This is a genomic window from Chryseobacterium gregarium DSM 19109, assembly GCF_000430845.1.
Lineage (GTDB): Bacteria > Bacteroidota > Bacteroidia > Flavobacteriales > Weeksellaceae > Chryseobacterium > Chryseobacterium gregarium.
The window spans coordinates 211,352-225,968 of sequence record NZ_AUMU01000006.1; the positions used below are offsets into that span (position 1 = coordinate 211,352).

Annotated in this window: 15 protein-coding genes; 8 read left to right on the forward strand and 7 right to left on the reverse strand. The window is 37.0% G+C overall.

Translation table 11 applies throughout. The annotated features are described in order from the left end of the window. Nucleotide 1 precedes the first annotated feature (1 nt). The 5 genes from H561_RS0107710 to H561_RS0107730 all read left to right on the forward strand — a co-directional run bounded on the left by H561_RS0107710 (nucleotide 2) and on the right by H561_RS0107730 (nucleotide 3,338). The gene (locus H561_RS0107710; RefSeq protein ID WP_027386474.1) at nucleotides 2-295 is read left to right on the forward strand and encodes a hypothetical protein; all 294 of its coding nucleotides are present in this window, start codon (nucleotides 2-4) and stop codon (nucleotides 293-295) included. A 199-nt stretch (nucleotides 296-494) separates the two neighbouring features. Further along, the gene (locus H561_RS0107715) at nucleotides 495-1,244 is read left to right on the forward strand and encodes a hypothetical protein (protein ID WP_027386475.1); all 750 of its coding nucleotides are present in this window, start codon (nucleotides 495-497) and stop codon (nucleotides 1,242-1,244) included. A 3-nt stretch (nucleotides 1,245-1,247) separates the two neighbouring features. Beyond that, a complete protein-coding gene (locus tag H561_RS0107720) occupies nucleotides 1,248-1,682 on the forward strand; it encodes a hypothetical protein (RefSeq protein WP_027386476.1) in 435 nt (144 codons plus the stop codon). Nucleotides 1,683-2,231: 549 nt separating this feature from the next. Further along, nucleotides 2,232-2,618 carry a hypothetical protein gene (locus H561_RS0107725; RefSeq protein ID WP_027386477.1) on the forward strand — a complete coding sequence of 129 codons (387 nt, stop codon included), beginning with the start codon at nucleotides 2,232-2,234 and terminating at the stop codon, nucleotides 2,616-2,618. A gap of 342 nt (nucleotides 2,619-2,960) precedes the next feature. Then, complete coding sequence (locus H561_RS0107730; RefSeq protein WP_027386478.1) at nucleotides 2,961-3,338, forward strand: hypothetical protein; 378 nt, start codon at nucleotides 2,961-2,963, stop codon at nucleotides 3,336-3,338. A 234-nt stretch (nucleotides 3,339-3,572) separates the two neighbouring features. Here the strand turns inward: H561_RS0107730 and H561_RS22240 are convergent, their stop codons facing one another. Together H561_RS22240 and H561_RS0107745 are read right to left on the reverse strand one after the other, a co-directional pair. Next, the gene (locus H561_RS22240) at nucleotides 3,573-3,956 is read right to left on the reverse strand and encodes a hypothetical protein (protein WP_051349335.1); all 384 of its coding nucleotides are present in this window, start codon (nucleotides 3,954-3,956) and stop codon (nucleotides 3,573-3,575) included. Between the two features lie 249 nt (nucleotides 3,957-4,205). Continuing rightward, nucleotides 4,206-4,691 (reverse strand): hypothetical protein, encoded by a 486-nt coding sequence (locus H561_RS0107745; protein WP_027386479.1) that lies wholly within the window; start codon nucleotides 4,689-4,691, stop codon nucleotides 4,206-4,208. A gap of 1,300 nt (nucleotides 4,692-5,991) precedes the next feature. Between H561_RS0107745 and H561_RS0107760 the strand changes: the two genes are divergently transcribed. The 3 genes from H561_RS0107760 (at nucleotide 5,992) to H561_RS0107780 (ending at nucleotide 8,663) form a co-directional block, all read left to right on the forward strand. After that, nucleotides 5,992-6,582, forward strand: a complete 591-nt coding sequence (locus H561_RS0107760) for a hypothetical protein (RefSeq protein ID WP_027386481.1) — start codon at nucleotides 5,992-5,994, stop codon at nucleotides 6,580-6,582. 423 nt (nucleotides 6,583-7,005) lie between these two features. Beyond that, complete coding sequence (locus H561_RS0107775; protein WP_228372239.1) at nucleotides 7,006-8,106, forward strand: zinc-dependent alcohol dehydrogenase; 1,101 nt, start codon at nucleotides 7,006-7,008, stop codon at nucleotides 8,104-8,106. A 29-nt stretch (nucleotides 8,107-8,135) separates the two neighbouring features. Continuing rightward, the gene (locus tag H561_RS0107780) at nucleotides 8,136-8,663 is read left to right on the forward strand and encodes a hypothetical protein (RefSeq protein WP_027386483.1); all 528 of its coding nucleotides are present in this window, start codon (nucleotides 8,136-8,138) and stop codon (nucleotides 8,661-8,663) included. Nucleotides 8,664-8,944: 281 nt separating this feature from the next. Here H561_RS0107780 and H561_RS0107790 read toward each other — a convergent pair whose 3' ends face one another. The 5 genes from H561_RS0107790 to H561_RS0107810 form a co-directional block, all read right to left on the reverse strand. Next, a complete protein-coding gene (locus tag H561_RS0107790) occupies nucleotides 8,945-9,598 on the reverse strand; it encodes a DUF4279 domain-containing protein (protein WP_027386485.1) in 654 nt (217 codons plus the stop codon). Between the two features lie 537 nt (nucleotides 9,599-10,135). Beyond that, nucleotides 10,136-11,233 carry a hypothetical protein gene (locus tag H561_RS0107795; protein WP_027386486.1) on the reverse strand — a complete coding sequence of 366 codons (1,098 nt, stop codon included), beginning with the start codon at nucleotides 11,231-11,233 and terminating at the stop codon, nucleotides 10,136-10,138. A gap of 1 nt (nucleotide 11,234) precedes the next feature. Beyond that, nucleotides 11,235-12,290 carry a hypothetical protein gene (locus H561_RS22245; protein WP_034761646.1) on the reverse strand — a complete coding sequence of 352 codons (1,056 nt, stop codon included), beginning with the start codon at nucleotides 12,288-12,290 and terminating at the stop codon, nucleotides 11,235-11,237. A gap of 193 nt (nucleotides 12,291-12,483) precedes the next feature. Further along, nucleotides 12,484-13,029, reverse strand: a complete 546-nt coding sequence (locus H561_RS0107805; RefSeq protein ID WP_027386487.1) for a hypothetical protein — start codon at nucleotides 13,027-13,029, stop codon at nucleotides 12,484-12,486. A gap of 527 nt (nucleotides 13,030-13,556) precedes the next feature. Beyond that, nucleotides 13,557-14,042, reverse strand: coding sequence for a hypothetical protein (locus H561_RS0107810; protein ID WP_155845762.1), 486 nt, complete (start codon nucleotides 14,040-14,042; stop codon nucleotides 13,557-13,559). Nucleotides 14,043-14,617 lie beyond the last annotated feature (575 nt).

Consider the following 14,617-nt stretch of genomic DNA (forward strand, 5'->3'; position numbering starts at 1 on the left):
CATGATTTTTACAAATGACTATCCAAACTTATTTCATTTTTTTGCTGGATACTTTCCTGATGCTGATTTTAATAATTTAACAGATGAAGAAGTTGTTGCAAACTATATTGATGATTGTAACAGATCAGAATTTTCAAAAAAAGAATTACAACACACTAAAGAAGAATTAGACATTTTGATAAATAATATTGATAATTATTGGCTTCAGGTTGGTGATGAAGCAAATAGGTATTTTGAAAATCAGCAAGAAACATTGATTTGGTTAACAATGATTAAAAGAGAGTTAAATAAATAGAATGGTGTCATGTGTCAAGTTGATGAGTATTTTGAACACTTAACTCATTGTATTCAGGTCAAATTGCATTTCTATAATAAAAATAAGAGTAGATATTCCCTATTCTTGTTTAACCAGCTATGCAGGTCCTAAAGGTGGTGGCCTTGGCGGCGGAAGTCTGGCATATGGATCTACCGTAAGTTACAGAGGGATGTTTACCATGGGTGACGGCGTGTACACACTGCCCCCTCTTGTGTTGAGCGGTTACGGAAGCTCTCAAAACTGGGGCGGAGCGATAAGCACCTACAACATCAATCACGGTATTCTTTATAACGGTATTGCAGGAATGCAGTCTGCCTGGAACCGGGCTAACCAGCCTTTTGATCGTATGTCATGGGTGAGAAGTGACGGGCCTATTCAATATGTCGGAGGTGCAGGTGATCCATTTGGAGTCTGGGAAGTAGGCGGAATGGCTCTTTCAGGCATGAGTGGTGGAAAAGGAAATTATATTTTAGCCGCTTTAATGATCACAAGAAGTGGGAACACTACAGGATTAAAAATGTTAGCTGCAGAAAGAGGAATTTTGGAAGCGGAAACAACTATTGCAAAAATAAATAGTAGACATTATCTAAACTCCAACTCCATAGCTTCAGGAAAAACACGTGCCGCAACATTTGCCCCACAAAATATATTACAAGAAGATATTTCTGCATATAATGCCGGTAATTTCTCAAAAATAGGGAACGACGTTTCTATAAATGGTAGAATGTATGGTGTTAAAAACGAAGGAGCTACATTATTTCCAAGAAGTGGAGGAGCTTTAGAATTCATAGATTTAACACAAGGGCAAATCAAAGCTATTCAATTAATGAAAAAAGTTCCCGGAGGTAGCTTAAATCAGGCATTAAAAGGAGCTGGGATTTCGTCTGCAGACGCTAGTTTTGCAAGAGAATTTATAATTAAACATTAAAATATGTACAATTATATTTGTTATCTAAAAGGAAAAAAGGAAAATATTCATCTAATTAAAATATTAAGTAATATTTTCAAATGTAAAAAAGAATTTATAGGAAATTTATTAGATTCTGAAAATTTTGAAATAAGATTTGAAAATAGATTATTGGATGATATCTCTGAATTTTCCACAGAGCTAAATGTTTATCTTAATGATACTGTAAACAAAACAGTTATTTCCAATAATTTTCTATTTGGTATTGAATTATCAAGGTATTTAAATGAAGAAATTATTGTAAGTACTAACAGAGATGATCCTTATCAATGGATTTTAATTAGGAATAACTCATTTTTTCTTGCTGAAGAAGCAGAAGATGAAAGCTTTGGAATTACATTACAACGATCTAAAAATATTGAAATTTCTTATGAAGATGCCAAAAATATTAGTAGTTAATAATGTATCACATGTGTTTGTTTCGGTAGTCTATCATATGTGTTGCTCCAAAAGAAGGTATATTTGTTGTACATTATTTGCGAGATCCAAAAACTGGGTTGTTAACTGATTTTAAATTTAAATAAAATGAAAATAAAATGTATTAGTGATTCTATTTCGATTGAAAATAGTCCTCAAGTTTTAGTTGAATAGGCAAATAATTCTGAATTAGAAATAACTGTAGGAAAAACCTATGTTGTATTTGCTATTTCAAAATACTTAGAAACTATTTTTTATTATATACTTGGAGATGAATCAGGGGATTATCCTTTAGTTTTTCCTAATAACTTATTTCAAATAATTGACTATAAATCTTCTAAATATTGGATAACCTCATTAAATGAATTTAAAAATTTAGAAGATATAAAAATAGAAAACGGGGAAACTATTAGTTTTAAAGAATGGGTTTTAAAAGGTGATAAATTTTATGAGAATCTTTTAGAAGAGAAAAGAGAAGAAGTAAAAATATTTAATAGTTATCGAGAGGCGATATTGAACGAATAATTTATCATGATTATAACAGATTCTATAGAAAAAGCAATAAAAGTAGATGCTAATTGGAGGCATTTTGATTTTTATGCGGCTATTGATATTTTATCAAAAACTTATCATGTTGACCATGAGATCAATGAAGAAAAAATTGCAATAATACAAAACGAAGATAACACGCTTGGTTATTTATATTTAAAGTATCCATTATTTTTTATAAAAAGTGAGCATCATTCTTTAATAAATTCACTTTTATCTGAGTATAGCTATATTCAATATATAAAAGTGGATTCAATTTATCATGAATATCTATCTATGGATAAATTACTTTATGATAAGTATTTTGATCACATGGAAAATATAAATAATTTTTCTGCACAAGACTTTTATTTTTGTAATATCACTTAATTTCTAAGTCATTCAAAATGAAAGAAATAATTTTAAAAAATAATAACTCAGAAATAATAGTTGATTCCAATTTATCATATTATTTATTTTCGTATTTTTTTATATATGTGTTAGAAAATAATAGTATATCAAAAGAACATATCATTGCGGAGAATAGAATAAAGTGTGTAAGCTCCCCAAAAAACCGTAGCATTTAAAAATATAGTTTTTAAATTTGAAATGAAATACCATTTTCAGCCATGCCCGTCAGGTTTTTTAAAATATAAATTTATTTAACACACCGTTAACGTATGCTTAGCATTATTCTTGTGATGATATGGGTACAACTTTAAAAAAACAATTATGTCGGACAAAAAATTAGCTGGATTATGGATGGATACCGAAAAAGCCATCGTTGCCAAAAACCATGATGCCCAGAATGCCTTTATGTTTTTCTTATGCAGCCCGGTAAAAGCGGAAATCCAGCACGGGAATTCCAGCGAGAATGCCGGAAACAACGCGGAGAGAACCAACAGGGTAAAATTCTTTAAAGAAATAGAACATCTTCTGACGAATTCCCAGGAAGTCTACGTTACCGGCCCCGGAACGGTTCAGGAGGAATTTAAAAAATACCTTCACGATACCGCCCAGTTCAAGGACCTGAAAATTACCCTGGATACAGCCCAGCAGATGTCTGAAGAGCAGGTGCTGGAAAAAGTAAAGGAGCATTTCAATGCTTAAATAACAGAATTTTTGATAAGCGCAAAATAGAACTCCGGAAGCCATTGGCTTCCGGAGTTTTTTATACTGTTTTGTTAATCACCATTCATCTTTCTTTAATGATGTCAAAGGGTGTCATAAAGGATCCGGTATCTATGAGATATTCCTTATCTTCTTCCGTTAAGTCGCTAGTGCCGAGCCCGATGTCTTCCCCAACTTTACCGTCCTGTCTATTGAGGCCATATTCTATTGTTTCTATCCTAGGTGAACCGAGCTGTTGAGTTTGAACTGTGCAAGCGTTAAGTCATGCCAACGATGCCCGCAGAATCTGCATTGTCTCGCATACGGTGTTCTGGCCAGCCTGTTACACTTTGGACAGGTGTTGAGAAAAACCTTATCAGGAGCTTCTTTCATTATCCGCCGGGCAACAGATAATTCAAATTCTTCATATCCGTTATTCAGATGCGCTATTACATCAGGTTGTTCAGTAATCCAACCTCTGTTTACCATTATTTTCCTCATATGGGCATTATCTTCAGTTTTATCCATATACATATGATATTGTAAAGCCAGTTTCTCATGGTCGGTCATCAGATGGCCGAAATAATTTCTGATATAATGGGAAGTCTCTTTGTCCACGGTATCTTTTTATGGTTGATTTACTACCATTCAAATATACGAAGTTATGCTGTAGCATAAAAGATTCATGTGATGCACCGCCCGGTTCAATAACCTGAAGATTACCCCGGACACGGCCCGGCCGATGTCTGAAGAGCAGGGGCTGGAAAAAGTAAAGGAGCATTTCAATATTAAGATAACGCAAAAAAAAACTCCGGAAGCCATTGGCTTCCGGAGTTTTTTATCTTAAAAATGTAAGTTATTTAATTTTTATTTCCAATTATATAATGTCTTAAATTTTAAATATTCTTCTTTATTTTGCATTATATAAATCATAAAATCATCCAGACTTATTTTTGAATTTGATTGTCCCATATCTTTACGGACAAGTTTCATTAATTCGAAATATTTCTTAAAATGGTCGACCCCATTATTTCCTGGCTCTTGTAATTCAAGCGTCCAATTTTTAAATGATTCAAACATTTCATCTGAAGCATAGAGAAACATATTCTTTTTAATATCTAAAATCCTCTTCAATAATTCTTTATCTGTAACTTTCTTTCCGATTTTTTCACCATGCATTAGGTCAAAAATTATATATACAAGTTCAGAGTAAATCTGATATTTTTTTTCAGAAAGTTGTGTTTCAATATTCTTGATTTTATCTTTTTGGAATTGAACTCGCCATATGAGATAGGTCGAAAGTGTTCCGAGAATCAATAGTAATATTTCTTTTAATGGTAAGTTTTCAATCATACATTTAATAATTAAAGAGTTTAGATAGGAATTTTGAACAAGGATAACAATTCAGTATTTTGCCTTAATTAGGTAATTTAACAGTATTATTATTATTATTATTATTATTATTATTAAAACCGCTTTTCTAAATTAAAACTTCAAAATCAAAACTATCAAAATTTTAATTTTTAATTTTGTTTTTTAGTGATTTTAAAGATGGTGTATTTCCAGTTGTTTCTTTGTTGTTATGTTGACGTTTATCTGGTTTCAATAGTGAAATCGCTATTCTTTTAGGTCAGTGCCATAATAATAAATTTTAGAATTATATTAATTTTACTTGAATTTGTAATAAACAAATATATAAATAGTTATGGCTTTATAATTACGGTTTTCCGTAAACAAAAAATCCCAACTTTCGTCAGGATAATTATTTCTAATTTACTTATGATCTATATTCCCACTCTTTCAAAAAAATTTGAAAGAGTTATATTTTTGCCGTGGCAAATACGCATTATGGTAATAAGAGAAATCTGATAATTTTCATCATCTCTTATCCTTCGGACTGTTTTCTCATCTATATTATGATCTACGGCAAATTTGCTGTTATTATTCAAAGGGATAACCCATTCATCCCGTATATATCGAACAATTTTTTTATTTGCTTCTATCATAAGAACAAATAAATCACATGTTATTTAAAATATTTCGGACTGAAATCCGAATATTGAAAAATTTTACTATATTTGCAATATAAGTTACAGCAATGTAACTTTGCGATACTTCAAAAAACAATAGAAGCTATTGCTTAGAATCTCGCCCTAAAACTGGTAATTTTTGCATACGAGACGATAAGCAGGAAGCTCACGACCTAGGCGTGGGTTCTCTTATCTGTATGCAGGGTATACCAGTACCTAAGGGCGGATAATGTAGAGTCCCATGCCGTTTTATTTTCATGCCGCCCGCTTTTTCTACAAAACAATCTAAGCCTGCTTTTTAACATAGGAATGCTGCCGGAGATGCGGTAATGTATTTCGCTGCGCTGTATTCGGAATGACACGGAACAATAGGGTGTACAACCTATTGCGGGGCTTCGACAGGCCCACTTACCAAAAATAGACAGGCTTATAAGCCATTCACTTATACAACCTTTTCCTGCTAAAGCCAACGCGAAGAAGAAAGGGCAGGGGAGGGATATGTTGTAAAATCATCAAACCATGAAAACCCTGCAGGCGCAGCCGTCTGAAGACGGCCGCCCGCTTGCAGCCTGCCTAAGCCGGAACCGCATACCGGCAGGCACTGAACCCAAAAAGAGTATACCATGAAAAAGAAAAAAACAGATTTTGAATCCGGATGCTGGGCAGGCCGCGGCAAACATTCCGCCCCCGGCCTGATGGAAACCTTTTTCCAATTCCATGATCCGGCCGCCGCCAGAAACAGGCTGTATGACATGATGGACTTTACCCAAAAGCGGGAAGTCCTGATGAAAGACAACCCGTCCGTGGTCTTTCATTTCTACCTTTCGCTCCGGTCGTTTGTCCGCGCTGCGTACTGCCTTCAGGCGAAGGCCGGAAAACGGGAATTCCGGGTTCCGGCAGAACCGGTATCTGCACCGGCTTTCATGCCGGGTCCGCTTTCGGAGGAAGAATACCGCCAGCCGTTCCTGGTGTTCCGGAAAGCCTTCAGCGAATTCAGCGTCAGGGATTTTGACGGGTTCCTGGCAGACCTCGTGTATTTCTCCCTCGGCACTTTCAGCCATGTCCCGGAAGGCAATATCATCACGCCGTTCATCCACCTGAACAAAATGCTGGATGCGGCACAGTTAATTCTGGACAGGGAGGCCATGAAAAAAATGAAGCCCCGGCAAGCCCGGCCACCGGACGGTGAAGAGGCTGTTTCAGCAATCCACTGAAAAAGAATGTTTAACTGATATTAAGTCTGCTGCATCCGGCCGGGAAAGCCTGTGCAGAACCCTTTGAATCAAAGGTTTAACAGGTGATTCAGGGAAGGGTTTCGGATGCCTGTTTATTTGCAGGCCCGGGTGAAGTAAGAAAGGCGGCAGAAGAACGGGCTGAAGATGATACCCATTACTGTAAAAAAAGGAAATCTTAAATTAAAGCAAATACTGTATGGTAACCGCTGTTGTAAAGAAAACAGAAAAGCCTTTACCTTCATTGCCGGATGCCGGCTTCCCTTATAAAAAAATCATAAATTATGGACAGGCCCGTTATGGCGGTCTCTATTTTGCTTTTGCTACTTCATCACCAATAAAAAATATAAACATATGTTAGCAATGAATTTCCGCGGACCTTTTCGCGTGCGTGCAGACCGCAATATGCCTGAGCCGCAGATAGAACATCCGGAAGACGCCATCGTGCGGGTTTTAAGATCCTGCATCTGCGGCTCGGATCTGCATCTTTACCATGGCCTTGTTCCCGATACGCGGGTGGGTACTACGTTTGGGCATGAGTTCATCGGAGAGGTCGTTGAAATCGGCTCTTCCGTACAAAAACTTAAAGTGGGCGACAAGGTGATGGTGCCTTTTAATATTGCCTGCGGGAAATGTGCCTTCTGCAAGCAGGAACTTTACGGCAACTGCCATGAATCCAATCCCATGGCCACTGCCGTAGGTGGGATTTTCGGTTATTCCCACACGGCCGGCGGCTATCAGGGAGGGCAGGCGGAATATGCCCGCGTGCCTTACGCCGATGTAGGCCCGACCGTGATTCCCGACTGGATGGACCCCGATGATGCCGTGCTGCTTACCGATGTTGTGCCTACCGGCTATCAGGCCGCAGAAATGGCGGGCATACAAAAAGGCGATACCGTAGTGGTTTTTGGCGCAGGACCTATCGGTATTATGGCAGCCAAATGTGCATGGCTTTTCGGCGCAGGAAGGGTAATCGTGATCGACCACCTGGAATACCGGCTTGATTTCGTAGCAAAATATGCACAATGTGAAGCTTATAATTTTAACAGTATCGGCGACCCGGTGGTCTTCATCAAAACCCAAACCGATTCTCTGGGAGCGGATGTCTGCATAGATGCCGTAGGCTGCGAGGCGAAAGGAAACCTGATGAATACGGTGATGGGAACAAAGCTGCTGTTGCAGGGTGGTTCTACCACGGCGCTCCATTGGGCCATTAACGGGGTGAAGAAAGGCGGAATCGTTTCTATTGTGGGGGTCTACGGCCCTATAGATGCCCTGGTGCCGATCGGCAACGTTGTGAATAAAGGGATTACGATCCGGGCCAACCAGGCCGCTGTGAAACGCCACCTGCCCAAGCTTATTGAGCACGTAAAAAACGGTATTCTTGACCCGAAACAGCTCATCACCCACCGCGTTCCGCTGGAAGAAGTGGCAGACGCCTACCATATATTTTCGCGCAAGCTGGACGGCTGCATAAAGACAGTGCTTATTCCGCCAACCGCTTAACAAGTTTTTAACCCAAAAAATATTACGACATGCTTACAGACGAAACCAAGCCCTCCGATTTTAAAAAAAGCGAACCGGCAGATCACAGTCATATAAAAGGTTGGGGAATAGATGCCGATCCTGAAAATGATCCCGTTTATCCTATGAAAAAACGCACCAACGAAGAACATGAGGGGTATGCCTGGGAAAGACCGGAACAGCAACCTGAAAACGTTGAAATCCTGAAGTCCGTAGAGCGGCCGAATTTAACCGCTGCCTTTGGCACTGCATCGCCGCCGGAAGGTATTAACGGAGAAATCAGAAAACTGGCCTTCCGTTACAGTGAATCCAGCTACGGTAGATGGCTTCCGCTGGTGCTGGCAGACCGTGTAGGCGCATTGGAAGGGATTATTGACGACCTGAAAAAAGGACATGTGCCCAATATCTTTGCCGAGCGCGGCTGGGGAGCCGAATGGAAGTACAACAGAAAGAATTTCCTGCTGAAAGTGGCTGCCGCAGTAGCGGTGACCGCTGTCGCCATAAGCGTACTCTCTTCAAAAAAGAAAAACGACGATTGATCTGCCCATGGCCGGAAGAAATTCCGGCCATGTTTATGTCTTAAAAACTTCCTCCTCCCGAAAAAGCAGGAATAGCGGTTACCAGGTTCCGAAGTTCCATGGTAAACAGAGAATATTCTTATCGTTTTTTGAGATTTTAATAGCAATTACGTTCTGGGGCTTTGCGATGATGGGGCAATCGAAGCACAAATCTTTAATTATGCACAAAAGTTCAATCGAAGAAATACCGATGAACTTTGCAGTTTCGCCCCTCTAGTGCAAAACCCTTAGCAGTAGTCGTTTTATTCATTAAATCTATTTCCTCCCCCATAAAGGTCAAAATTTATTGATAGTTTTAAGTCGTTCATTCTCCTGATGTTGTCTGTATCAATGCTGTGTCCACCAATCATTCCGTTTACGTTATGAATATCCATTGCAACTTGAATATAGCCATTTGCTTTGTCAACAAGCCTTTTTACTCCGTCTTTGTCTTGCTCTAAGAAGTCAAGTAGTTTTTTTAGTTTGTCTTCAAACTCGTCTGGCTCCGGATTAGGCAAAATTTTAAAATTGCTAAACTTGTGATTTGATTTTCCATTTTTTCTGAGGTCACCTTTATTCCAAAATTCGGTTGGCTTTAAATTCGTCATTGCTTTTAACTCGTCAACAGATAAATTTTCTGATGTCGCTCTGAAATATACTCGATGATTTGCTTCTGTTCCAACACCTATAACTTCTTTATTCGTAGTATTAATATAAACTGTAAAATAAAATCGTTCGTCAACTACTGGCAAATAAGCAATGATATAGCTGTCTTCAGTGTCGCGGTCAATACGGTCAACTTTTAATTTGTTGTCAATATAGATTGGACTATGAATTTCAAGATACTGTTCAGTTGCTCCAAGAGTCTTTTCCTTGAATTCGTTTTCTATAAGTTCTATTAATTGTTGGTCGGTCATACTATTACTGCTAACATGTTTATAACCGCTATACAATAGCGCATATCTACCCAAATTCGCATGGATATGCGCTAAAATATAGCGATCGTTTTTTGAGATTAGTTTGTGCCAATGCGAAGTGTTTCGTTATTTTTAATTTACTAGGGTCGTAAACTGTCAAAAAGATTTTTAATTACTTCATTTTCTTTCACAGTTTCCGTTCGTTCAGTAAAATTATTTTCAGCATTCCAATTATACTCATCTTCTGCTTCTTTCTATTTTTGCTTCAATTTTTTGTTTATATACTTTAATAGATTTTATTGCTGTATCTCAATAAACACTCCAAACATTCAGCAACTCTTAAAATAGCTTAATATAAAACTTCACGTAACTTTATTGCCAGACTGATTAGAGAATATGACCTGAGAAGTGTTCAATAGAAACTAATTCTCTCATTTTGATTTATTCAATATTCTTCTCAAGAAGTTTCCAGAGCTTATTGAAGGACATAAGGGCTACAGAGCTTTGGATACCCAAAATGTCTAAACGATTTTAATTTTAATATAATTCTCTACTCCAAATAATGTCAATTTTAGGATCATCATTAAAAGGGACGTTAATTCTTCTGAGTTCGTTTAATGTCTCTGTTTTTATTTGCTGAGCCTGCTCGATATTATTCAATGCATTTTGGTTGGCCAGCTGAACTTCTTTCGCCAAAGCTTGCTGGTTTTCTGCCAACATTTTCAGCTCATCTTTCATTGTTTTTGCATTTTCAACTGCATAAGCATCAGCTGCCAATGATCCTGCCTGCAAAATCAAGGATACTAGACCTGCGCTTCTAGCCGCTTCTGCTTGTCTGGCCTTATATTCTCGGTAAAGCCTAACATTAGCATAAAATTGTTTTTCGGTTTCAGTAAATTGTTTATTCAATTGCGATATCCTGTCATAAGCATGGTTTTCTTTTATTTGGTTTTCATACTTTATAGTTACAGACAACCAATAGCGTGAGTATTGAAGCGATTCAGGTATGGGGGCATCATCAGGGGGCATAGACAAAGTAATTTTTTTTAATCGTTCTCTACTAAGAATATGAGCAGCTTTTTTCTGAAGATGATAATCATCTGCAAGTGGCTCGAAAAGTAGATCATCACCATCGTTTCTGGCTTTAACAAAATGGCCCTGCTCAGAAAATGAGTTTTTCAGGTCAGGACCGACATGCGGTGATAGAAGATAAGTCGCGTATGCATCAACAACTGATTCTCCCGCTCCAATAGGGAAACAGTATTGTTTATGAGCATTTCCATTAATGTCGAAATGTTTTTCTACAACATAGTAATAATTTACATTTTTTGGAATGCTGCTATATACTTTTTTGAAGTGGTTTCTGCAGTCTTTCAAATCATCAGGTAGATTATATAAAAGCTTGTTGAAGAAGCTAATTGCATCTGAAATCCCGTCAGGTTTGGTTTCACGAGACTGAGGGGTAAAGCTAAGTATATCTACCGGGCCTTTCGGAATTAACCTAACTAAGAAGCCGCCTGGATCATCCATGGCATCTGAATAAATTTGTTGTGATAAGATTATATTCTTTGGGAGGATAATCATGGCTAAGCTTGCTTTGCTTAGTGACTTAACGAAATCTCTTCTTGTACTCATGTTATGAAATCCTAAAATTAATATATTTAATAGTACTAATGGCTAAGTTATGAACACTGGACAGTGCTAATAAGTTATTTTGCTCGCTCGAATACAGACTTGCCTTTGCATTTATGTAATTATTGATTACAGCGTTATTAATATGTTCTATATCTGTAATTCTAGGCTTGTCCTGATTTTTAAATCTAATTGTTTTTTTCAAAACAAAAACATTTTTGTCATACCCAGATGGGATTGAGGTTACAGTACTGGGTTCGTAGCTGCTTAGTTGGGAAAATATTTCGGTATCAATATATCCCAGCAAGGATAGGTTATTTAGAATTGTCTTTTTTTCATTATCGAAGACTATTGGATTAAATTTTGGTTTATGCATATTCAGTCGTCTTTCGTTGTTATATTGTGCAGGGTCTTCATGAGCTGCCTCTTGAATGCAGACTTTAAATCTCCAATCAGCAATAAAGGAATCAGATCTAATTGATTCAATTGTAGTTGTTGATCCAGCTAATTGAATATCAAGACATGCAGGATCAGTCCATATTGCACTTTTTAAATATTTAAGATACTCGGTTTGTTCAATTTTAATGTCTTGAGGACTTACATTGATGAGCTTACATAGTTCAAAGTCATTTTGAGCAGCGTTGCAAAGCATTGCGATAGTCAGGATGTCAGTTTCTTTTTTTAAGACCTGCATTGATTTTCTGATATCTGAGAGATATGAGTTGACGTCTTGACTATTCTTTCTGATAAATTCAGCTTTCCCCTTCACATCAGATTTATTAGTAGCAATGTCTGCCTGAAGTTTATTGTATAAAACAGGCATTCTCGAGGAAACAACGATAAGGTCATTTATTCTTCTTGTATATTCAACTTTATCGGGAAGTTGGACCACAGTATCATAAATTATATCAAGTTTGTCATTTATAATTGAAAGCTTCTTATTCATCTCAACAAGCATAGCTACCATAGCATCAATAGGATCTCCTGAAGCTCTTTTTGAAAAAGATGAATAAAGGCTATAGACAAAACTGGCTATGGCTATTGCAGTAACTGGTTCCATATTTTATTTTTTGTAAAAGCAATATTAATACTACAAAATACCTATAAGGTGGTATTTTATAATTGATTATTTAATTTTAGATTTTGTTAAAGTTAAAATCAAAATTTGTCATGTGAAATAACCCTTTTGTGGTATATTATATTGTAATCAACTACTAAAAAAATAGTAAACTCAATCCATCCACAACGTTATCTTATAAAGCTGTCGCCGTATAAGTTACTGTTTGCGTATACGTTCCGGCCGGTTTACCTAAGATATCAGATGATGATGATTTCGCTGCTGGAATGGTGTAGTCCAGATTCAGTGTCAAGGCACTTCCAAGCGGAGCATTGGCCACTAAAGTCTGATCCGCTGCCGATAAAACAACAGCGCTTTTTGTTCCCCCCATGGTTCCGGCAGCTGCTGAAGTTTTGATGGTCAAAACATTGACAGGGATTTCGTTGGTTCCGTTCATGAAACTCGCACCGCCTGCTTTTACCTTTACATTAAAACTCTTTGTAGAAGTAACTTTCAAAGCGTTGGCCTGGGCCACTGTTTTTTCCGAATTATAATCGGCTGCAGTAGCATAGTTAAAGGCAACGGCCCCACTAATTGCAGAACTTCCAGCGTCGATAGAGATGACATCATTCAGGGTAATGTTTACGGTTGTGGTTGCGGTAGTATTCTGAGCCTGAGCTTTGTTAGTTCCTGATATGATGGCTCCGATAGTTAAGGCTGCGATTACGATTTGATTTCTCATGACAGTAGTATTTTATTTTTATTCTTATTTAATTGTCTTCTTTTGAACAATACAAATCTACGGCAGCGATAAAAGTTTCTCTGTAGTGGAAAATGGAAGTTCCTGTAGTAAAATAACTACACGTATTATTTATCAGATTAAATAGAAAAGCCCTCAACACTCAGAAAGTGTTGAGGGCGTATATAAATTGCTGTTTATTTTTATTATAAAGCTGTCGTAATATGAATTACCGTTTGCGTATAATTTTTCTTTAGGTTTTCACAAAAAATATTTATAGGTTGGTAAATTTGTTATCATCGTTTTTTGAGACTAAATATATATCTAACTTTTTAGCAACTTTTTCTTGATATATAAATTTAGTTTTGTGCATAGCATAAACTTATTTTCTAAATTCCTTGTAAAATTATGCATATGAAAACTCTGTGTGGAATGTGTGAAAACAATAACGACTCATTATCTTTATCACGCTGAAACGTTACAAATAAAAAAAGTGGCCCTTTTTGAGGCCACTTTAAAAATTGTTGAGATTAATAACAGTTTCCGTCACATTCGACGGCATTGAGATAATCTTCGGATGTAATAATGTAAACTTCTGTGTTTTCATTATTGTATGTGAAGCCAAAAATATTTCTCAGCTCATTTCCACATAAAAGATCAGGACAATGATGATAAACAGTCTTTTTATGATTGTTATACACAAATTCCATATCGGTTTTCACACCTGTTTTTTGGATGTCAAATAAGGCCCACATACTGTATCCTTTGTAGGGAGGATCATCCCGCACCACTTTCTGAAGTTTTTCTCCGGGGAGCAAAATTACTTTGGATGAAGGATCTCTATGATCATTAACATAAACACTCAGCTCAACCGTTTGTCCCGACTGGTTAACAATACTGTAGTCAAGCGTTTCCGCTTCAGACATATCGGGGCAACTGCATAAAATGGTGCACAAAGGAAGGCTTATCAGTAAAGCCTTTATACTTTTGATCTTGCCGGTTGTTAAATAGTTCATCTAAATATATTTTTGTTGGATTATTATAGCTGCTTTTTATGTTGTCTCTCCATCGGGTCCAGTTTCTTGCTCCAATTAAGGCCTGCTCCAATTGTGGTACAATATAAACCAAATTTGTAAGAATTATTTTGCTGATTTGCAGGAATTATCGAGCAAGTTAAATAGTATTTTAAAATAACATGAACAAATAACTTTGATTGCGCTGTCTTTTTATTTGAGGATACAACATGCACAAGCTGACCCAGAGACAGTTAATCATTAAGTACTTAGTCTAAAGGCTACCTACAACAATAATTTTTCTTTTTAAAAAACTGATTAGTCTCAAAAAACGGGCACTATTTACCTGGGTCTTTAAGTTAGAGGGATATTCGATATATCCCTGCAAATAATCCGCAACAGTATTTAAAATAACGTCTGGGATCGGGTAGGGGGGTATTTGAACTGTGTTGCGCCGCTTCACTCACACGAAGAGAGTCACAACAGCAGGGCGTGATTATCTTTGGGCTAGAAGCTATTATGTAAAGATATACTCAACTGATCTGCAAAATTGCAGTGAGTAACGGGATAGTGATATA